The organism is Enterococcus sp. AAFC-DPL-5146, assembly GCF_058216635.1.
Genome location: NZ_CM177103.1, coordinates 2,510,267 through 2,530,782, shown reverse-complemented (window position 1 = coordinate 2,530,782; position 20,516 = coordinate 2,510,267). Strand labels below are relative to the sequence as shown.

General features: G+C 34.2%; 23 protein-coding genes and 2 other annotated features. Of the genes, 17 read left to right on the top strand and 6 right to left on the bottom strand.

The features are described 5' to 3' along the window. The first annotated feature begins 76 nt into the window (after positions 1-76). The 7 genes from AC4BB2_RS11585 (at position 77) to AC4BB2_RS11555 (ending at position 7,522) form a co-directional block, all read left to right on the top strand. A complete protein-coding gene (locus AC4BB2_RS11585; protein ID WP_490473080.1) occupies positions 77-2,725 on the top strand; it encodes a fibronectin type III domain-containing protein in 2,649 nt (882 codons plus the stop codon). A gap of 11 nt (positions 2,726-2,736) precedes the next feature. Continuing rightward, entirely contained in the window at positions 2,737-3,276 is a 540-nt protein-coding gene (locus tag AC4BB2_RS11580) for a hypothetical protein (RefSeq protein ID WP_490473079.1), read from the top strand. 65 nt (positions 3,277-3,341) lie between these two features. Further along, positions 3,342-3,998, top strand: a complete 657-nt coding sequence (locus AC4BB2_RS11575) for a hypothetical protein (protein WP_490473078.1) — start codon at positions 3,342-3,344, stop codon at positions 3,996-3,998. A 24-nt stretch (positions 3,999-4,022) separates the two neighbouring features. Next, positions 4,023-4,343, top strand: a complete 321-nt coding sequence (locus AC4BB2_RS11570; protein ID WP_490473077.1) for a hypothetical protein — start codon at positions 4,023-4,025, stop codon at positions 4,341-4,343. 300 nt (positions 4,344-4,643) lie between these two features. Continuing rightward, positions 4,644-6,110 carry a glycoside hydrolase family 1 protein gene (locus tag AC4BB2_RS11565; RefSeq protein ID WP_490473076.1) on the top strand — a complete coding sequence of 489 codons (1,467 nt, stop codon included), beginning with the start codon at positions 4,644-4,646 and terminating at the stop codon, positions 6,108-6,110. A gap of 341 nt (positions 6,111-6,451) precedes the next feature. Then, positions 6,452-6,769 carry a rhodanese-like domain-containing protein gene (locus AC4BB2_RS11560; protein ID WP_490473075.1) on the top strand — a complete coding sequence of 106 codons (318 nt, stop codon included), beginning with the start codon at positions 6,452-6,454 and terminating at the stop codon, positions 6,767-6,769. A gap of 147 nt (positions 6,770-6,916) precedes the next feature. Next, a complete protein-coding gene (locus tag AC4BB2_RS11555) occupies positions 6,917-7,522 on the top strand; it encodes an NAD(P)H-dependent oxidoreductase (protein WP_490473074.1) in 606 nt (201 codons plus the stop codon). Between the two features lie 148 nt (positions 7,523-7,670). Here AC4BB2_RS11555 and AC4BB2_RS11550 read toward each other — a convergent pair whose 3' ends face one another. The 3 genes from AC4BB2_RS11550 to AC4BB2_RS11540 all read right to left on the bottom strand — a co-directional run bounded on the left by AC4BB2_RS11550 (position 7,671) and on the right by AC4BB2_RS11540 (position 9,947). Then, positions 7,671-8,489 carry an amino acid ABC transporter substrate-binding protein gene (locus AC4BB2_RS11550; protein WP_490473073.1) on the bottom strand — a complete coding sequence of 273 codons (819 nt, stop codon included), beginning with the start codon at positions 8,487-8,489 and terminating at the stop codon, positions 7,671-7,673. Positions 8,490-8,502: 13 nt separating this feature from the next. Then, positions 8,503-9,138: an amino acid ABC transporter ATP-binding protein gene (locus AC4BB2_RS11545; protein WP_490473072.1), complete on the bottom strand. Its 636-nt coding sequence runs from the start codon at positions 9,136-9,138 to the stop codon at positions 8,503-8,505. 167 nt (positions 9,139-9,305) lie between these two features. Continuing rightward, positions 9,306-9,947, bottom strand: a complete 642-nt coding sequence (locus tag AC4BB2_RS11540) for an amino acid ABC transporter permease (RefSeq protein WP_490473071.1) — start codon at positions 9,945-9,947, stop codon at positions 9,306-9,308. Positions 9,948-10,054: 107 nt separating this feature from the next. Next, positions 10,055-10,294: a binding site (T-box leader), on the bottom strand. 122 nt (positions 10,295-10,416) lie between these two features. Next, positions 10,417-10,645 (bottom strand) — a binding site (T-box leader). A 254-nt stretch (positions 10,646-10,899) separates the two neighbouring features. Between AC4BB2_RS11540 and AC4BB2_RS11535 the strand changes: the two genes are divergently transcribed. The 6 genes from AC4BB2_RS11535 to AC4BB2_RS11510 all read left to right on the top strand — a co-directional run bounded on the left by AC4BB2_RS11535 (position 10,900) and on the right by AC4BB2_RS11510 (position 15,130). Then, on the top strand, positions 10,900-11,622 hold the full coding sequence (locus AC4BB2_RS11535) for a gamma-glutamyl-gamma-aminobutyrate hydrolase family protein (RefSeq protein WP_490473070.1): 723 nt from the start codon (positions 10,900-10,902) through the stop codon (positions 11,620-11,622). Positions 11,623-11,639: 17 nt separating this feature from the next. Beyond that, complete coding sequence (locus tag AC4BB2_RS11530; protein WP_490473069.1) at positions 11,640-13,286, top strand: peptide ABC transporter substrate-binding protein; 1,647 nt, start codon at positions 11,640-11,642, stop codon at positions 13,284-13,286. Between the two features lie 258 nt (positions 13,287-13,544). Continuing rightward, the gene (gene amaP / locus AC4BB2_RS11525) at positions 13,545-14,108 is read left to right on the top strand and encodes an alkaline shock response membrane anchor protein AmaP (protein WP_490473068.1); all 564 of its coding nucleotides are present in this window, start codon (positions 13,545-13,547) and stop codon (positions 14,106-14,108) included. Between the two features lie 13 nt (positions 14,109-14,121). After that, positions 14,122-14,337 (top strand): DUF2273 domain-containing protein, encoded by a 216-nt coding sequence (locus AC4BB2_RS11520; RefSeq protein ID WP_490473067.1) that lies wholly within the window; start codon positions 14,122-14,124, stop codon positions 14,335-14,337. A 36-nt stretch (positions 14,338-14,373) separates the two neighbouring features. Continuing rightward, positions 14,374-14,844: an Asp23/Gls24 family envelope stress response protein gene (locus AC4BB2_RS11515; RefSeq protein WP_490473066.1), complete on the top strand. Its 471-nt coding sequence runs from the start codon at positions 14,374-14,376 to the stop codon at positions 14,842-14,844. Positions 14,845-14,881: 37 nt separating this feature from the next. Next, positions 14,882-15,130: a GlsB/YeaQ/YmgE family stress response membrane protein gene (locus AC4BB2_RS11510; RefSeq protein WP_490473065.1), complete on the top strand. Its 249-nt coding sequence runs from the start codon at positions 14,882-14,884 to the stop codon at positions 15,128-15,130. A 54-nt stretch (positions 15,131-15,184) separates the two neighbouring features. On the opposite strand, the gene AC4BB2_RS11505 is transcribed toward AC4BB2_RS11510, so the two are convergent. Together AC4BB2_RS11505 and AC4BB2_RS11500 are read right to left on the bottom strand one after the other, a co-directional pair. After that, entirely contained in the window at positions 15,185-15,505 is a 321-nt protein-coding gene (locus AC4BB2_RS11505) for a DUF960 domain-containing protein (protein WP_490473064.1), read from the bottom strand. Between the two features lie 181 nt (positions 15,506-15,686). Further along, the gene (locus AC4BB2_RS11500) at positions 15,687-16,298 is read right to left on the bottom strand and encodes a 50S ribosomal protein L25/general stress protein Ctc (RefSeq protein WP_490473063.1); all 612 of its coding nucleotides are present in this window, start codon (positions 16,296-16,298) and stop codon (positions 15,687-15,689) included. 503 nt (positions 16,299-16,801) lie between these two features. On the opposite strand from AC4BB2_RS11500, the gene AC4BB2_RS11495 reads away from it, so the two are divergent. Together AC4BB2_RS11495 and AC4BB2_RS11490 are read left to right on the top strand one after the other, a co-directional pair. Continuing rightward, positions 16,802-17,557 (top strand): 16S rRNA pseudouridine(516) synthase, encoded by a 756-nt coding sequence (locus AC4BB2_RS11495; protein ID WP_490473062.1) that lies wholly within the window; start codon positions 16,802-16,804, stop codon positions 17,555-17,557. Next, positions 17,547-18,233, top strand: coding sequence for a YjjG family noncanonical pyrimidine nucleotidase (locus AC4BB2_RS11490; RefSeq protein ID WP_490473061.1), 687 nt, complete (start codon positions 17,547-17,549; stop codon positions 18,231-18,233). Before AC4BB2_RS11495 ends, AC4BB2_RS11490 begins: the two co-directional genes overlap by 11 nt. A 50-nt stretch (positions 18,234-18,283) precedes the next feature. Here AC4BB2_RS11490 and AC4BB2_RS11485 read toward each other — a convergent pair whose 3' ends face one another. Beyond that, positions 18,284-18,736, bottom strand: coding sequence for a GNAT family N-acetyltransferase (locus AC4BB2_RS11485; RefSeq protein WP_490473060.1), 453 nt, complete (start codon positions 18,734-18,736; stop codon positions 18,284-18,286). A gap of 141 nt (positions 18,737-18,877) precedes the next feature. Between AC4BB2_RS11485 and udk the strand changes: the two genes are divergently transcribed. Together udk and AC4BB2_RS11475 are read left to right on the top strand one after the other, a co-directional pair. Further along, entirely contained in the window at positions 18,878-19,507 is a 630-nt protein-coding gene (gene udk, locus AC4BB2_RS11480) for a uridine kinase (RefSeq protein WP_490473059.1), read from the top strand. Between the two features lie 534 nt (positions 19,508-20,041). Next, the gene (locus AC4BB2_RS11475; RefSeq protein ID WP_025873157.1) at positions 20,042-20,383 is read left to right on the top strand and encodes a type II toxin-antitoxin system PemK/MazF family toxin; all 342 of its coding nucleotides are present in this window, start codon (positions 20,042-20,044) and stop codon (positions 20,381-20,383) included. Positions 20,384-20,516: the final 133 nt, after the last annotated feature.

Sequence of the window (20,516 nt, the reverse complement as noted above, 5' to 3'; positions counted from 1 at the left end):
TAAAAGTACAATACAATGGAATAGAGGCGAGAAATATTCTCTATATGATTTTTATAAAAAGCAAGGGAGGACCATCATGAAGAAAAACAGTCGATTGATTTTTATTAGTATCTTTATATTGACAATTGTTCCATTTGATTGGTCCTACGCTTTAGAATCAGAAGGAATTGATAAGGAAATAATCTCGACGGTCCAATCATCGGAAGAAGAAAAAACTTCAAGTTCTTCAAAAATTTCTGAAACTGAGTCCTCATTAACGTTAGAATCAACTACGAAAGAATTACAAGTAGAAAATGAAAAAATAACTGATTTTATTGATATAAATAAACAGATAAAGGAAGAAACATATGGAATTAATAATGAAAATATACTAAACGCAGATGTTAGACAAGATGAAGATGGTTTCTGGCTTGTCGATTCGGCAGCTACCCTGACTGAATATTTAAAAGATAGTCAAAAGCTAAATTTTCGTTTGACAAATGATATCGATTTAGGTTCCTCAGGTTACCAGCTTAAAAATAATATGATTATCGATGGTGCCAATCATATTATTACATATAATAAAGGCGGTTCAGCTACCAGCGGTTTTTATGCTAATCAAGCGAATGCCATTATAGAAATTCGCAATACTCAATTTGGTAACAGTGATGGATCAGGCGCGGTTGGTTATTATGGTATATTGACCGGCGGATCTGCTGCGAATATGACATTTATCTTTGATAATGTCGACTATTATTCTACCAATGGACAAATGATTTATAACATAAATGGTTCGGTTATTATGAGAGGACAAAATACGATCGACCAAAGAGGTACGAATACATATTCCCAAGAATGGGCAGAAATCAATTATGTTGAGATTCAGAGTGGTCAAACTTCAATCAAACATTCGGGGACGACCAACGCATTTATTTGGTCAGCGGGGAATGCTTCAGGAAATCCTCACGCAGGAACCTCCCAGATTGTGGTAAGAGAAAATGCCAGACTTGATGTGCAGACAAATGGTAATGTGATGTATGGTTCACTTTCGCCAAGCTATATTGTAGAAAAAAATGGTATTTTTAATTTAGATAAGGTAACACTTGCAACAGGTGGATTAAAAAATAAATTTTTTGCGAATAATCTAACACAACCAGTTACCTTCGATTTTAAAGAGCAGTCTCAAGTGAACTTTACATTACCGCTGCCAATTAACCTTAATACAGCTAAAGGAGGACTGGTTGTTGGAGAAAATGCGGATGTTTCAATTGATGTTGCGGATGGTGCGATTTTCACAACAGGGTCTTCCAGTACCTTTTCAATCAATATGAATAAAGCAAAATATGTTTCTTTTTCTAGTACTAGTCTTGGAACTTTAGGGTTAAATGGTCTTACTGGAGCTAAAAACTTAACCTTTACAAGTAATTATGTACAAAAAATAGAGACATTTTCCAGTAAGACAAACAATACTCCTACCCAAGAAATATTTAAAGAAAATTCCGATTTAAGCATTCAGGGAAATAATTTTACGAATATAATCGGTTCGCCTCATCCCTTTACCAATCAAGAACTATTAGCTTTAAAAAATTCACAGAAAATGGTTTTTAGTGCATTTATTGAAGTACCAAATCAACTAGGTCTTGCAGCGTATGATGCTACAGATACAGCAATTTCACTTTCAGGAATTTCTGTCAATAACGGAAGTCCAGCTACAGCAGTTAAATTTTTTCTGTATACTGCAGAAGAGGATCTAAATGATTTAAGAAAAGCAAAACACATTGTAACGTTGGATGAATTCGATGGACAAGTAAATACCCCTTTAAATTCAGAGTACAAAGTAAAAATAAATGATCTAAACCCTAATACAACATATTGGGCACAAATGGTTGTTATAAATGCAGCAGGAGAAAGTGAGTTTTCTGATAGCTATAAGATTAGCACCAAGCCCCAGTTAACAAGTATTACTGCTGATGTTACAACTACTTCAGCAATAATTAATGGAGAATTGGGAAGTGATACAGGCGAGTGGACAGACTATACAAATGGAGAAGAAGAAGCCGTTCCGGGGCAAAAAGCGTATTATGGCGGTGCCTATAAACAAGTAAAGGTTGAATATAGTAAGAATAAAAATTTTCCGGATAATGAAACAAATTCACAAATTGCCAACCTTTCGGGCAAAAAGAATCAAAAATTTACAACTAAATTAAAAGGACTTGAAGGGGACGTTACTTATTACGTTCGTGCAAAGGTTATGGGTGTTTCAGGGACTGAAGTTGTTTTAGCAATGACTCCTCTAACAGAATTTCAAACGGTGACAGAAGTCATCAAAGTAGAAGTTCCTATTGAAATGACTTTTAAGACACAAAACAAAGATATTGGAACATCAAAAGAAGGTGAACTAACATCTGAGGACTATCAAGTCATAAATAAAGGCAATACGTCAACGAAAGTATCCATAACCAATCTAACAAATGAGAATGCGACTGCAAATCAACTTGTCTTATTAGATCATTTTTCAGGAAATGTTGGACAGGATGAACTTGCTTTGCAAATGATTGTGGACAACAAGCAAGTAGAATCTAATTTTTTGACTAGTGAATTAGTAAACAATCCTTTGTCAATTGGTGTCTTGGAAACTGGTGAACAAAAAAAACTGAAACTGAGTGGGAAATATTTCAATCCTAATGCTGCAGCGAAATTCCCAAGCTATAAAATAACGTTTAAAATCGAAAAGAATGAGGATTAAGGAGGAAAAAAATGGATAAAAATAATCAAGTGAACGATGAAAAAAAGAGAAAGAAACGACGACTGATTTTATTGCTGTTTTTTATTTTGGCAGTGAGCGCAGGAGGAGCATATTATTACTATTCTCATAAGCCAGAACCGATACAAGTTGTTTCCGGAGATTACTTACCTGATACAAAAGGTGCAAAAAAAATGAGCGATAAAGAAGTCAAAGCAACTGAACAAAAAGCTGTTGATGCTAGTAAGTTCAATATGGTCATTAAATCACAAGCTGTATTTGAAACAGGTGATAGTGAAGGGAGTCTTTATATTCAAAATCCAGTGGAAAACGGCTACCCCATTAATGTAGTGATACATTTAGATAGCAGCAAAGAACAAGTTTATTCCTCGGGGGCAATCCAACCTGGATATGAAATAAATGGAACTAAGCTAGATAAAAAGCTTCCAAAAGGAGACTATCCAGCAACCGCTACATTTGATATTTATGATTCGAAAACAAATAAAAAGCGTGGGCAAGTCCAAGCGGGAATTACAATTCAGATCAACAACTAACAAAGTTATTTAACAGAGTTTCTGTTTAAATATAAATCATTTTACACACAGAAGGAGAATAAATAATGAAGAAAACCAACTTTTTAATTGCAACAATGATGTTAGGTCTTAGTGTATCAGGAATAACTCAGTTAGCTTTAGCGGAAACAATTGATGGAGAAAATTCTGCAGATGTTATTATTAATGGGACAATTGGTAAATTAGACAATACTGATCCAGGTGCAACTATTCCAGAAGGTTCAGATGAGTGGATCAATGTTACTGTTGATACAGCAACAGCATTCCATACTACGACGTCTAGCGCACATAAAAATATTGAGTCTGCTGATTATAGTATTGCGAACAATTCAGGTCGTGGTGTTGCGGTGACGTTGAACAAAATGGCTGGAACGCCGAAATATGTTGATACGTTAACAATCAACGCAAAAGGATCAGGACTAGTTGCGACACCTACTGCAACTAATTTAGTTGAAAACAGTGCGCTAGTTGATTTGACGAGTGCCCCTATTTGGATGAAATTAGCCAACAAAGATGGTCGTTTAGATATTGACAATGATGCTGCTGCCACCTATGGCAATACTGCAAAATTTAATTATACGGGGAAAACAGCAGCAAGCTTACCTTCAGACGTTAACGAAAATACAACTGCGGAAAATTACACACTAACGCTGAAATTCACATCCATTCAAAAAGATGGTACGACAATTGGTGTAACTCCATAGTTTAATAAAAGGCTGTGATGAACAATGAAACGATTTACTTGTTACATCGTTACACTCATTATTTTAGTGGCTTTTATAATTTTTTATCAAAGTACAATTTATGTAAATGCCGTTGAAGTTGAAATACATGGGCAAATAGGTGGCAATGAAACGATAGTTCAACCGCCAAATGAATCAGAAACAAAAACAGATGTAACTTTGGCGCAACCTAAACAAACGCACATAGCACTAAAAACTTTTCCAAATACCGGAAGTGTAGTCGAAAAAGTGACGCCACTTGGGCTACTACTAGTATTAATCTACTTACTTCTGAATAGATGGAAAGCACATAGAAAAAACGTATGAGATATTGTGGTAAAGAAAATTTAGCCCCACGTCTTTAAATTAATATTTATGCATGAAAAGTCTGGAGTGAAATTCAATAGATTTCACTTCAGTTTCTTTTTTTGAGAAATCTACAAAAAAAGTTGTCAGCGCTTTCTTTCTATGCTAGTATTATAGTCAAAGGAATGTAACTGAAATTTTTCGGGCATAACCATAATATAGTAAAGATGACAATAATTTTTGTCGTGTTTGCTATATTATGGTTTTTATTTTTCTAAGGGAACGATGCTCCCTTAAATTTATAGTAAGGAGAAATGATAAATGAGTAAATCAGTATTTCCAGAAAATTTTTTATGGGGTGGCGCAACTGCTGCGAATCAATACGAAGGCGGGTATCTTTCTGGTGGTAAAGAATTAAGTACGCTAGATGCAATCACAGGAGGCAATCATACAACACCTAGGATGATTACTTATAAAACTAAAGAAGGTAAAATTGAAACGAGTAGCAGAGGAGAAGCTTTGCCGGAAGGTGCTGTCGGTTATGTTGACCCCAATCGATACTATCCAAGTCATGTAGCAACCGATTTTTATCATCATTATAAAGAAGATATTGCCTTATTTGCTGAAATGGGCTTTAAGTGTTTTAGGTTATCAATTGCTTGGTCAAGGATTTGTCCCAAAGGAACGATGGAGGTCAATGAAGAGGGGCTAGCTTTTTATGATAAAGTTTTTGATGAGCTATTAAGTTATGGCATTGAACCGGTTGTTACGATTAATCACTTTGATATTCCCATGTATTTAGCAGATGAATTAGATGGTTGGTCTAGTAGAAAAGTGATTGATTACTTCTTGTTTTTCTGTGAAACACTATTTACTCGTTATAAAGATAAAGTGAAGTATTGGATGACATTTAACGAAATTAATTTTTTACGGAGCTGGACTCAAATTGGGATTCATCAAAATGATAAACAAGCAAAATATCAAGCTGCCCACCATTTATTTGTCGCAAGTGCTAAAGCCGTTAAATTAGGGCATGAGATCAATCCAGATTTTAATATTGGGATGATGGTGGCATATATTCCCAGTTATCCTATGAGTTGTAATCCAGAAGATGTAATGGAATCGGTTAAATTTAATCGTGAACAAGAATTTTATATGGATGTACAAGTTAAAGGATATTATCCAGCACATAAGTTAAAAGAATTTGAACGAGAAAATGTTGTGATTAAGAAAGAAGTAGGTGATGATGAGGTCATTAAAGAAGGAACCGTTGATTATATTGGCTTTAGTTATTACATGTCGACTGTTTCGGCAGCGAATCCAGATGAGGTGAAATATGTAGGCGGTAACCAAATGCCAGCAGTCAAGAACCCTTATTTACAAGAATCTGATTGGGGCTGGGCGGTGGATCCTTTGGGATTGCGTATTTCATTATGTAAACTGTATGATCGTTATAATGTGCCATTATTCATTGTAGAAAATGGTTTTGGAGCCGTTGATAAAGTGGAAGCTGACGGAACGATTCAAGATGATTACCGTATTGATTATTTTAGTAAACATGTGGCGGCCATGAAAGATGCGATTGAGTTAGATGGTGTTGATTTAATTGGCTATACTCCATGGGGCTGTATTGATTTAGTCAGTGCTGGAACAGGTGAAATGAAAAAACGTTATGGCTTTATTTATGTTGATATGGATGATGAAGGGAATGGAACACTAGCCCGATCAAGGAAAAAATCTTTTTATTGGTATAAATCATTGATTGAATCAAATGGTATTAATGGTTAAGAAAAATTAGGAAAATGGGTTTATTCAACAATTGTCATTAGATTGTTGAATAAACCCATTTTTGATAGACAGTAATCTATGGCAAAGTCGTTTATGAGAGTCACTCATGATTAGGATGATCGAGGCATAAAGTAAATATTTTTATTAATTATCAAAATATAATGATAGTCAATGCTTCTAGGATGATTTTAATCTAATTCACAAAAAAACAGTAAAATGTTGTGGTGAGAACAAACAGTGGTATACTGCTAATAAGGCAAATATAGAATCATGAAATTGAAGTGATCTATTGCGTTATAGAAGTTTGGCATTTGAAAAGCCACAGGAGGAATTTGGTTAAGATGAAACGAGTATCAATAAAAGAATTAAAACAATTAATTGAATTAACAGTTAATGAACCAGTTTCAATCATTGACGTTCGAGAAGTAGATGAATTTGCAAAAGGTCATATTGCTACGGCAAAGAATTATCCTTTATCTACATTACCAGAAACGATGTCAGAAATTGATCGGGAACAACCTCATTATGTGATTTGCCAGCACGGTGTTCGCTCAGAACATGCCTGTTCTTTTCTTGAAAATTATGGGTATAACGTTATTTCTGTTTCAGAGGGAATGTCAGTTTGGGATGGGAAAGATAAAGAAAATAAGAATAGATGAAAGATGTCGTAATAGGCTTGAAGCTTGTTGCGCTTTTTTATTTTCGTTATTACTTATTTTTAGTAAGCAAAAATAGTTGCATATTCACTTACTTTTTGTTAGTATATAAATGTAGATAAAAAACAACAGTTATTGGAGGAGAAAATCATGGCAACAAAATTATTAATTGCATACTATAGTTCAACAGGTACAGGTACACAAATGGTAACGTGGGCCAAAGAAGCAGCAGAAGCAAATGGAGCAGAAGTTCGTTTAAGAAAAGTTCACGAATTAGCACCAGATGTTGCTATTGATTCTAACCCACTATGGCGTAAAAATGTGGAAGAAACGGCTGGTATTCCAGAAGTGACAAGTGATGATTTGTTATGGGCGGATGCATATATATTCTCTTCACCATCACGTTTTGGCGTTATGGCTAGCCAATTAAAACAATTCTTTGATTTACAAGGTGGACTATGGGCACAAGGTAAATTAGCAAATAAATTTGTTACAGCATTTTCTTCTGCGCAAAATCCAAATGGCGGACAAGAACAAGTTATTCAAGGGATTTATACAGTAATGCAACATTGGGGTGCAATTATTGTACCAGCAGGATACGTAAATCCATCAACTTTTGCAGCTGGCGGTAATCCTTATGGAACAAGTGCTTCCATTGATGGAGAAGGCAACATGCTGAAATCAGATGAAGTGAAAGCTGCTATCCAAGATCAAACAAATCGTTTGGTTGATGTGACAAGCAAATTTTTAAGTTAACAACATAACGTAAAAAAATCGTCAGGAATTACTCCGACGATTTTTTTATTTTTTTAGTTGTGAAAAAGTAATGCTTAGACAAAAAAATTTTTGACAAGAATAATCAAGTTGGAAGTGCTGGGACTTTAGTTACTAGTAATGGATTGCATTACTTCGTTACATCTTCTCCGAACCACTCTTTAGAAATATCCGAAAGTTTGCCAGATTTTCTAAGTTCTTTAAAAGCCATATTTATTTTTTCAGCTAACTTCGTATCGCTTTTCCTTAATCCTACTGCGAAAGCTTCACTTTCAAAATCACCACTGACAATGGAATAATCGGCTAAGTTAGCCTCGTGAGAAAGATAATAATTTGCGTAAACACGATCAATTAATAATCCATCAATTCGCCCAGATTTTAAATCCATAAAAGCTTCATTAAAACCGTCATATAAAATAGCTGTTTTGTCTTTGACGAAATCTTTTAAAATATTTGGCTGTTTTTCAAAGCTATTGTATCCAGAGGAACCGTTTTGAGCACCTAAAATTTTGCCGTTCATATCGGAAAAACGATTGATACGATTCTTTTTCAAAGAAACTACGACTTGTTCATTTTTCATATATTCATCACTAAACAACACTTTTTCTTCTCGTTCAGCATTTTTAGAGTAACCATTCCAAATCAAGTCGATCGTTTGATTGTGTAATTCATTTTCTTTCATTGACCAATCGATTGGTTGAAAGTCAACGTTAATTCCATATAAGTCAAAAACTGCCCGAGCTAAATCAACATCAAAACCGATGATTTCCCCTGCTTTATTTTGAAAGCCCATCGGAACAAAAGAATCATCTAATCCAACAATGACTCTTTTTTCAGAATCAATACGTGACCATTGATCGGTAGTTGTTTTTTTTCTGCCGCAACCGGCGATCAAGAGAAAAGCGAATAGAACAGTTATCGTAAATAGTAGATAATTTTTCTTCTTCATAAAGGTATCCTTTCTACTGAACAGGTGTGACTGTCAGTATGTTATCGGCAATATTTTCAGCAAAATTCATATCATGAGTGACCACGATTTGTGTCATACCTTGTGCTTTTAGTGTTAAGATTACTTCTTCTACTTGTTGACGAAGCTCAGGATCAAGAGCACTAGTTGGTTCATCGTATCCTAATACTTTTGGTTTCATAGCAAGTGCTCGAGCGAGAGCAACACGCTGTTTTTGCCCCCCTGATAATTGATAAGGATATAAATGCTCTTTTCCGCCTAAGCCAAATTTAGCCAGTAAATCAATCGCTTCTGCTTCACTAGCTTCTTTGGATTGTTTCAAAGAAAGGACAGGTGCTAACGTAATATTATCCAATACTGAAAGGTGAGGAAATAATTGGAAATCTTGAAAAACGATACCAACCACTTGATCAGCATTGTCCATTTCAACAGGGTTAAACGGTACACCATCCATAAGTAGTTCTCCAGAATCGATTGATTCTAGACCAGCTAAGCAACGCAATAAGGTAGTTTTTCCTCCACCAGATGGTCCAACAATCGTTAGAATTTCTCCATCCTTAATTTCTAAATTCAATTGATCGATGATGCGACGATTATCAAAACTTTTGGTTAAATTCTTGATTACTAACATAGTTATTTCCTCCTAGTTTAAAAGATGAGTAGGCTCGTTCAAGCTTGACAGGAAAATAGGAAAAATGAGGGTGGTGTTATGTACCACAATCATCTTTATCTTTTTCCAGAGAGATTAGCCTATGAATCTAGATAAATAAAAGATGAGTAGGCTCGTTTAAGCCCAGTTTATTTATAATACTGGTAGTGTTTTTCCAATTTTTTAGATGCAAGTGTTAATACAGCAGTTAATAAGAGATAGATGATACCGACTAAAACTAACGGTAGTAAACTCACATCACGACTCATAGCAATTTTCCCTGCACGTAATAGATCACCTAATCCAAGTACGTAAATCAACGAAGTATCTTTCACTAAATTAATCACTTCATTACCGATAGAAGGTAATACAACTTTGATTACTTGGGGTAAAATAATTTTGTAGACTGTTTGGAATTTGGTCAATCGCAAAACTTTAGCTGCTTCGTACTGACCTTCTGGAATTGACTGAATTCCACCTCGAAAAATTTCTGCAAAATACGCTGCATAATTTAAAATAAAAGCAAACAATGCCGCATCATATCTTTCGAAGACGATTCCAATCAATGGTAATCCGTAAAAAACAAAAATAAGTTGTAGTAATAATGGCGTTCCCCGCATCAACCAAATATAGATATTGATCAAAAAGCTTAGTGGTTTAAAATTAGTTTGTAAGGCGAAGGCAACTAAAATTCCTAATGGGATTGAACCCAGTAGAGTAAAAATAAAAACTTTAAATGTCATGATTGCGCCGTCAATCAAAGCAGGCAAGATTTCTAAAATGTAGTCCATAATGTTTCCTCCAGTTTTTTTATTTTTTTGGTATTTGTGCCGATAGGTATTTATGCTATAGTCGAAGAGATTCGTGGAATAACAAAAAAGTCCTCTTGACTATTAGCCAAGAGGACGAATGAATCGTGGTTCCACCTCAATTTGTTAATACTTCACAGTATTAACCTCATAGAGTCTCTATCTTAGATAAAGATTCTTTTCTGATAACGGAGAATGCCGCATATTCCTACTTGATTCAGAAGATGACTGAAACAGATGTGTTCATCAAAGGTTTCCAGCTTTTTTTCTCAGCGAATAAAAAAGTCTCTGTCAGGAAAGGATCAGTGATTACTTGTTCTATTTTTGTGTTTTAGTTTTATTTTGATGAATCGTTCTCATTCAGTGAAGAGAATTGAATCAGTATGACTCTATTTTTGCTCGTATAATGCAGTTGTAATGATGAAAAAGAAAAAGTCCTTTGGCATTATTGCCAAAGGACGTAAAATCGTGGTTCCACCTTTTTTTATTATCGCCTCACGACGATAACCTCATGAAGTCATAGACTTCGAATGCTGTAACGGGCATTCCCGAACTTTCCTACTTTGTTCTTCAAAAAGTTAACTCCCAGATGTGGTTCGCTTTATCTTTCTGTCTTTTTCCACCAGCCAAAGACTCTCTTGGAGAAATAATAAAGGTACTCTTCTGTTCTTTGTTTTGTATAACTTTACCACCAGTTTTTCTACTTGTCAACAACATGTTGTTTAGAAAATTCAGAAAATAATTATTCACAAGCATAAAAGTTACCGTATAAGTCGAGTTGAGTTAAAATATAAATAGTTATTCTCTATCAAAAAGTAAGTAAATGGTGATAGTTAAAAACTATCGCATCGTCGCTATTCCTACTGTCCTTTCATATACATATCTGATAAAATAGGTACAATTATTGTCGGAAAGTGAAAAGGAGCGATGTGGATTGGGACGCCCGATTATTGGAATTGCAGCAAATGAAATTGAAGATGCAGGATCAAAATTATACCATTTACCGATTAGTTATACGCCTTCCGGGTATGTAAAGGCAGTTCAAAATGCTGGTGGGTTGCCATTATTACTACCAGTGGGTTCTCCAAAATTTGCTAAAGAGTATATTTCCAAAATAGATAAGTTGATTTTGGCTGGTGGGCAAAATGTGTCGCCAAGATTATACGGAGAAGAAATTCAAGTTGAAGAAGCGTCACTATCAGAAGAAAGAGATATATTTGAACTAGCGTTGATTGAAGAAGCTTTTATACAGAAGAAGCCTATTTTTGCTGTCTGCCGTGGTTTGCAATTGGTTAATGTAGCTCTTGGTGGTAGCTTATACCAAGAGATCAGTCAGTTGAATCAACCCAAAATTGCTCATATGCAAATACCAATTCCAAGAGAAATTCCGACACATCAGATTCAAACAGAAGAAGCAAGTATTTTACGTAAAATCTATGGTAAAGAAACAACCGTTAATTCTTTCCATTTTCAAGCGGTAAAAAAATTAGCAAAAGAATTAAAGGTAACGGCTTTAAGTCCGGATGGTGTTATTGAAGGTGTTGAAAGTAACGATTCTAGTTTAGTATTTTTAGGTGTTCAGTGGCATCCGGATTTTGCTTACGATTATTTAGAACAAGAAATGGCTATTTTTCGTTATGTAGTTAAAGAATTATAAAGAGGAGGAATTAGATAATGAAGAAAAAATTTGGCGTTTTGGTTTTGGTAACTATGATTTTGCTGGCTGCTTGCAGTACAGGTAAAGGGACAAGTTCAACTGATGGAAAAAATAATGGGAATAACACCTCGCAGAAGCAAGTAATTAAAGTAGCTTCAGGTGGAGAACTATCTACATTAGATAGTGCACATTATACGGATGTTTATAGTTCGGATATGATTGGTCAAGTGGTGGAAGGTCTGTATCGTATGGACAAAAATTATGATCCAGAATTAGCCGTGGCAGCAAGTGAACCAACTGTTAGTGAAGATGGACTAGTTTACACCTTTAAACTGAAAGATACCAAGTGGAGCAATGGTGACCCCGTTGTGGCCGGTGACTTTGTTTCAGCATTCAAAAATGTTGTTGATCCAAGTTTTGGGTCAAGTAGCAGTAATCAAATGGATATTTTCAAAAATGGTCGGAAAATCCGTGAAGGTCAAGCAAAATTAGATGAGCTTGGTGTAAAAGCAGTTGATGACCAAACCTTAGAAATGACGTTAGAATACCCAATTCCGTACTTAGCTCAAGTATTAGTAGGAACGCCATTTATGCCTAAAAATGAAAAGTTTGTCAAAGAAAAAGGCGATGCATATGGTACTTCTACAGATAACTTTGTTGGTAATGGACCATTTGTGATTTCTGGTTGGGATGGTAATACAGAAGACTGGACGTTAACAAAAAACAAAGACTACTGGGATCAAAAAAATGTCAAACTAGATACAATTGATGTTCAAGTAGTTAAAGAAATCGGTACAGGGACCAATCTGTTTGATGCGGGGGATTTAGATTATACCGTTTTAGCAGATACTTATGCATTGCAATATAAAGATTCTCCTCAAGCTTATTTTACACCTAAAGCGATGGTAGGGTACTTAAGTCCTAATCATAAAAAAGAAGTAACAGGTAATGTGAATGCTCGTAAAGCAATTTTACAGGCAATCGATAAAGAAACTTTTGCTAAAGATATTTTAGGTGATGGTTCGACTGCAATTAATGGCTTCGTGCCAAAAGACTTTGCGAAAGATCCTGAAACAGGAGAAGACTTCCGTAAAGAAAATGGTAGCTTTCTTCCATTTGACTTAAAAGCAGCTCAAAAAAGCTGGGAAACTGCAAAGAAAGAATTAGGAAAAGAAGAAATTGAACTGGAATTACTTTCAGCTGACTCAGCTCTTGCGAAAAAGACGATTGAGTATGTTCAAGGACAGTTACAACAAAACTTACCGGGATTAAAAATCAAGTTAAAATCAGTCCCATTACAAAATCGTTTGGATTTACAAACGGCTAGTAACTTTGATTTAGTGTTTGGTACATGGACACCAGATTATGCTGATCCAATCAATTTCTTAGAGTTTTATGACTCTAAAAGTGGATTGAATACAGCAGGTTATAACAATCCAGAATATGATAAAGGATTGAATGATGCGAGAATTACTCTAGCGAATGAACCAGAAAAAAGATGGGATAAGCTGAAGGAATTAGAAAAAACACTCATTGAAAAAGATGCAGCTGTTTTACCGCTTTATCAAGGAGCAATTGGCTATTTGAAAGCAGATCAATTAAAAGAGCTTCAAGTTTTTCCGTTTGGAAGAACAGTTTCTTATCGCTTAGCTTATGTTGAGTAATGTATGAAGTAAGAGAAGGCAAGTTGACCACCAAAGAAATTCCTTTGGTGGTCAACTTGCTTTTTTGAGTATTTAATATAATTTGAAGAGTGCATTCATGCTAGGCTTTTCGAAGTAAAATAGGGATGAAAAAAATGGGGGAATTCAAGAAAGAGCATGCGTATCTTTTGTAATTGCTAGAATATGCGTTTAACATAAACTATAGAAACAGGGAAAAAACTTTTGCAAAAGTGCAAACAACGTTGGAGGGAAAAAACTATGCGAGTAATAAAAGGACTTGTTTCATTACTATTAATAGCTGGTATTTTTGGAATCGTTGGTTTATATTCTCAAATGATGAATTTAGGCGTTGTGACTACTTTTTACAGAAGTCTGCGGTTTCAATATGATTGGTTAGTTTATTTTTATCAAGTAGTTCTCCTTGTTTTATTGGTATTATTGTTAGTGACTTTTTTTCTGGTCATATTCAAACCAATTACTAAAAAAGAAATACAGATAAAAAAGGAAATAGGCCAAATTAACTTGCCGATTCATACGTTGGAGTCAATTGCCAGAACCTCGTTACAAGAAATTGTGACTCTTGACAACATACAGGTAAAGATACGATTAACAAAGAGGCAAATGGCAGATGTAGAAATAATTGCAGCAGCTGAGAAGCAACAGCTGTTTCTAAGTAGAGGGAAAGAAATCCAGGATAAAGTCACACAAGCACTGCAACAAATTGCGATGGTTGAGACGAATAAAACGAGAGTGATTTTCAAAAAGAAAAAAGCCGAATCGTTTATACTACCCATGAATAAAAAAACTTCTCAAGTGATTTGAAGGAGGGGGTACGTTGAAAAAATTAACGGTATTAGCTCCTTATCGTAATCAAATTATATTCACAAGTTTATTTATTTTAGTCGCTATATTTTTTATGATGATCGGACTTTGGAAAACACTCTTGCTTATACTCTTAACAGAAATCGGTTATTTGATTGGAATGATGCAAGATGAAAAGCGCTCTATCTCTTCAATTTTAGCTTCTATACAGGCTATTTTTGAAGGATAAAATAAATTTAAATAAACAAGAAAGGTTGAGAAAAAAATGGATAACAAAGCAAACGAAAACACAACTGAAGGAACAAATGCAAATGGAATCAAAACAAAGTTGACATTTGATGATCAAGTCGTGAAAAAAATTGCTGGTATCGCCGTATCAGAAATTCCTGGTATTTTAGGATTGAGCGGCAATGCAATCACTAACTTGACCGATAAATTTACGAATGGGAATAACCCGACTAAAGGAATAAGTGCCGAAGTTGGGACAAAACAGGTAGCGATTGATTTAGATGTCATTGGTGAATATGGTAAAAATATTGCTCAAGTATTTGATACAGCTACCAAAAAAGTTTCTGAAGAAGTGAAAAACATGACGGGTCTAGATGTGATTGAGTTCAATATGAATGTTGATGATATTATGACCAAAGAACAATATGAAGAAAAATTCGAAAATAAGAAAAAAGAGGATAACGAAGAGAATAAAACTAAAGAGAACAATACACGAACTTTAGCGTAAGCAATAAGTAAAATCAATTTAGAGGAGGAAAATTATTATGTTAAGCTTTATTTGGTCATTAATTGTCGGCGGTGTATTAGGTGCTATCGCTGGAGCAATTTTAGGTAAGGATGTACCAGGCGGTATGATTGGTAATATTATTGTAGGATTTATCGGCAGTTGGATAGGAACAATGCTTTTAGGAAACTTCGGACCAGTAATTGGCGGATTTCCAATTATTTCAGCTTTGATTGGGGCAATTATTTTAATTGCTATCTATTCTTTCATTGCTAAACGAATGGCTTAGTAAATAAAAAATAGTTCTGGTAAGGTTATCAAATCTTACCAGAACTATTTTTTGTTATTCTAACATTTCAGCGGGTAATAAAATAGTTTCTTTATTTCCATCATCAAATGCAAAAACTTGAGATGGATACTCTTCATAATAAGGAAAAGGCAAATCAACGGCCATTTGGACATCGTTCATTTCTTGTGAAAAATGAATCGTTACTTTTCCTGCATTGTCAATTAAATCAAAATAAAGCATGTTAGTAAGTGGAATAACTCCTTTTAAATCTAAATCAATAATCAACCAAATACTGTCAATCAAAGCACTAGGCAAGCTTTCAACAACACCTAGAGAAGCATAACGACTACGTTCACTATCAAAACTTTCAACCATTTATTTGACCTCCCTTATCTATCTCTTATCAATAGTATACATTATTTATTTAAAACTCGCTTCTGTCATGTTTCGTTAAAATAGCAAACATAAAGCTTTTGAAAATGAAGGGAGAAAGGATCTAAAAAAGAGACAAGGTTATAAAAACCTTATCTCCCTACATCTATTTTTTTAAAATAATCTATTCTGTTTTTTCACCAATTACAGTTGGTTCTGCAGCTTCTTCTGACGTTTCTTCAGCAGCAGCTTTCGCTTCTGTAACAGCCGCGATTTGTTCTTCACCCTCAGTAATGATGTCGTAATCTTTGTTTTTAGTTAAATCAGCTACAGTAATGGCATCACCAATAGCAAGTTTAGTAATATCAACTTCAACACGTTCTGGTAATTTATCTGGTGTTGCTGAGACAAGAACGTTGTATAAGTTTTGTGTTAGCTCGCCACCAGCTTTTACCCCTTCAGCTTCACCCACAAGAACGATTTCTGCTTCTACTTCGGTTGTTTCTTTCATGTTTACAGCAAGAAATTCGACGTGTTTCATTTGATTAGTAAAAGTGTCTAATTGCGCTTTAAACAGCAATGTGTTGATTTTTTTACTACCAACTGTCATTGTGATTACAGCATTAGCACCATTATCGCGTAAAATTTTTGTTAGCTCTTTTTGATCAACTGAAATAGGCGTACTTTCAATTTGATACCCATAAACGACTGCGGGAACTTGACCAGAGTGACGTAGTTGATTTCTTAGTGAACGTGGACGGACAGCTCTTTCTTTAACTTCTAATGATACTGACATAACCTAAATTCCTCCTTAAATTTAAAAGCTGTGCAGGCTTATACCGCCTGTGAAGCTAAATAAATCAAAATGAATTTATATTTGGTTATCTGCAAAACGCAACATGATGGAAACAGGAGTTTTGCTGATGTTTGTTGTAAACATGTAAAAGCTTTAACTTAGCTAAGGTTCTCTTGTTCATAAGTTGAAAAGAACAAGCAGCTTCTACAAAACGGACAGCAAAAACAAAAAATCCCGAATAATTGTGCACAATCATCCAGGGGAAATTCCATATGATACCTTATTCTCTCCCAGGTCATTACGCTGTTTTTGAGAAACCTTATTCACTTTCTATATCAACCATACCCCTAAACAAAAGCTAAGTCAAGAGAAGTGAAAAGAGAAAAGACGTATTTTAATTATTACTTAAAGATTGATTTGATGAAATGAGAAGCGATTTTATCTTATTTTCTTTTCATTATCCAATGTTTATACTAGAATATTAGTTGAAATGAGGAAAATAAATGCGCTTAGATAAATTATTGGAACAAGAAAAAGTAGGTTCTAAAAGAAAAGTTAAAGCCTTAATCCGCAGCAAGCAAGTGAGGGTTGATGGTCAAATTATCATGGATGAAAGTTTGAATGTAGATGCTGTGTTACAGGAAATTTTAGTTGGAACTAAAAAAATTCAGAATAAAACCCATGTATACTATATGTTGAATAAACCTCAAGGTGTTGTGACAGCTGTCAAAGATGCGCAACATCAAACGGTTATTGATTTAATAAAAGAAAATGATCAAAGAGCTAGTTTATATCCTGTAGGCAGATTAGATCGTGACACAGAAGGTTTGCTGTTAATCACAGATAATGGACAATTAGGATACCAATTATTGCTGCCTCATAAAAAAGTCTTAAAGCGTTATGAAGTAAGTGTTAATGAACAGCTGACACAAGATGATTGCGAAGCATTTGCTAAAGGAATCGTGTTTTCTGACGGTACAAAATGCAAAGGAGCAGAACTTATGATTTTATCTTCTAATAAAGATAAAAGCCGTGCCTATTTGGATATTACGGAAGGCAAATTTCATCAGGTCAAAAAAATGTTCTTATCTGTTAACAAAAAAGTAATGTATTTAAAACGATTGACAATGGGACCAATCGTGTTAGATCCAACGCTTGCTTTAGGCGAGTATCGCTCATTGAATCAAGAAGAATTACAGATGTTGTTGCCATACTTTACCACACATAAAAAAGAAAAGAGCGTGGAACATGAAATTTAAAACACTATTATTTGATGTAGATGATACGTTATTAGATTTTCAATTAACAGAAAAAAAAGCCTTGCAAGCACTTTTTCAAGAAGAAGGAATAGTGTTGACAGAAGAACTAGAAGCTACGTACAAGAAAATTAACAGCCGATTATGGCGGGATTTTGAACAAGGAAAAACAGACAAAGAAACAATTACAGATACCCGTTTTAGTTTATTATTTCAACAGTTGAATAAAAAGGTAGATGGTAAAAAACTAGGACAAAAATACCGTTATCATTTAAGTCAAGGTCATGACTTATTGGGGAATAGTAAAGAAATTATTCAACAGCTTAAACCAGATTATGAGTTGTATATTGTAACAAATGGAGTAGCTAAAACACAGTATCAACGACTGAATGATTCGAAGTTAACCTCTTTTTTTAACGATATTTTTGTATCAGAAGAAGTGGGGTATCAAAAACCGATGAAAGAATACTTCAAGTATGTTTTTGAACGAATTCCTAATTTTGAGCAGGAAAAAACGCTGATTATTGGGGACTCGTTAGCTTCAGATATTCACGGCGGAAACTTAGCTGAGATTCAAACCCTTTGGCTGAATCCATCTAAACAACCAGCAGATTCAAAAATTAAACCAACCTATGAAATCAGCCGATTAGATGATATTTTCAACGTATTGGAACAATAAAAAAATAGCAATTAAGCATTTTTCAAAAAAGCTTGATTGCTATTTTTATTTTATATATCAATACTCAAACGAACCATGTCTTTCAAAACAAGTTTATTTTCGATGATTTCTTCTTCATAGTGACGAAGAAAAAAATCTCGATCAACACTAGTTATACGAAAACCACATTTTTGATAGAGATATAATTGTCCGAAACTAGTACTTCCAGTACCTATTTCTACAGTTTTATAGTGATTTTTTTTAGCATGAGTTAGTGCAAATTGAATTAATTTCTCGCCAAAACCTTGTTGTTGATAAGTTTCAGATATAGCAATATTCACGATTTCTAGTGTTTCTGGTCGAGTGGGAAGTAATACAATAATACCAACGATTGTATCATTAATAATGGATTCCAAACACAAACCGCGTTGTACATAGTCATCAACTAGACGTTTACTGGGATCAGCTGATAATAATAAGTCATAATGAGCGGAGTGTAACTTTTCAAGGGTTCTAATAATCATATTATCTTTCCTTTCTATGAGCGTATTCATAAATGAAGGGATTTTTAAAAAATATTGCATAAAATTGTAGCTTTCTTTCTAGTTTCTATTATAATAGAAAAAGGTTATCATGACTATTACATAAGAGAGAGGTTTCGTTGAATGAAAAATAATCAACCAATCGTGATTGGTGTTACTGGTGGTTCCGGCAGTGGCAAAACAAGTGTTAGTCGGGCGATTTTCAATCACTTTCCGAATCATTCTATCATGATGTTGGAACAAGATTCTTATTATAAAGATCAAAGCCATCTGAGTTTTGAAGAAAGATTGGCAACTAATTATGACCATCCATTTGCTTTTGATACGGATTTGTTGATTGAGCATTTAGAGCAACTGATAAACTATCAGACAATCGAAAAACCAGTGTATGATTATGTAGCTCATACAAGAAGTTCAGATACGATGATTCAAGAACCGAAAGAAGTTATTATTTTGGAAGGTATCTTGATTTTGGAAGATACTCGTTTAAGAGAATTGATGGATATTAAATTATATGTGGATACAGATGATGATATACGCATTATTCGTAGAATCAAACGAGATATGGAAGAACGCGGGAGAACATTGGATTCTGTTATTGAACAGTATTTGACAGTAGTAAAACCAATGTATCATCAATTTATCGAACCAACTAAACGTTATGCTGATGTGATCGTTCCAGAAGGCGGAGAAAATCACGTAGCTATTGATTTGATTACAACTAAAGTTGCTAGTATTTTGAATGAATTATAATATTGAAAACTAAATTAATAGTAGATTATCAGGTATTATATTTGAGTTGATCAAGTATGGTTCCTGATTTTTTTGTCAAGTGACAGCTTACATTTAAATAAAAAATTGGTGAGAGTAAATTTTTTTATGTGTTGGATAGAGGAACCTAATAATTGATTACGAATATTGTTTTTATATTAAAAAAATTTTTTTGTATAAAAAAAAGAAAGAACCGGTGAACAAACGTTATAATCTATAGTTATTTTTTTGTTTGGAATGTAGTGTTTTGGCAAAGGGAATTGCTTTTTTTTATTATCAGGAAAGAAACGAATGTTATTTTTCTATACATTATTCTGAATATAAATATATATAGTTAACAAACTGAAATTTTTTTAAAGAAATAAATGGCAAACATTTTTTCTCATGAAATATTCTTTTAAATGAGTTTATCAAAGTTTTAAGTGATTGGTACAAAATATTGAAAAATGTTACGATAAAAGCATGATATAATTTACAATGAAGAAGAGTTTGTTAAGTTAGGGGTGATAAAGTATTATGATGCGAAGGGGAGAAATCTTTTATGCAAATCTCTCGCCGGTTGTTGGTTCAGAGCAAGGAGGAATTAGACCAGTATTGATTATTCAAAATAATAAGGGAAACTTATTTAGTCCAACGTTGATTGTTGCACCTATTACTAGGAACGTGAATAAGAAAATGCAGCCAACACAGGTTAAAGTGGATATACCTCATGACGATCGAATGACACCGTCACTGGTATTGTTAGAGCAAATCCGAACGTTGGATAAAGAACGGATTCTTCACAAGATTTGTCAGTTACAAGAAGACGATATGTTAAAGGTTAATCAAGCGTTAAAAATAAGTATTGGCATTCGTTAAATGGGGAGTAGTACATAGATAAAGATATACATAAATATTCGTAATTAAGGTTTTGAAAAAAGAGTTGAGAAATAAATTGAACCAGACGAATCGCGAGTATTAATTTTAGGCTGTTTAAGGCTAAAAAGGGGAC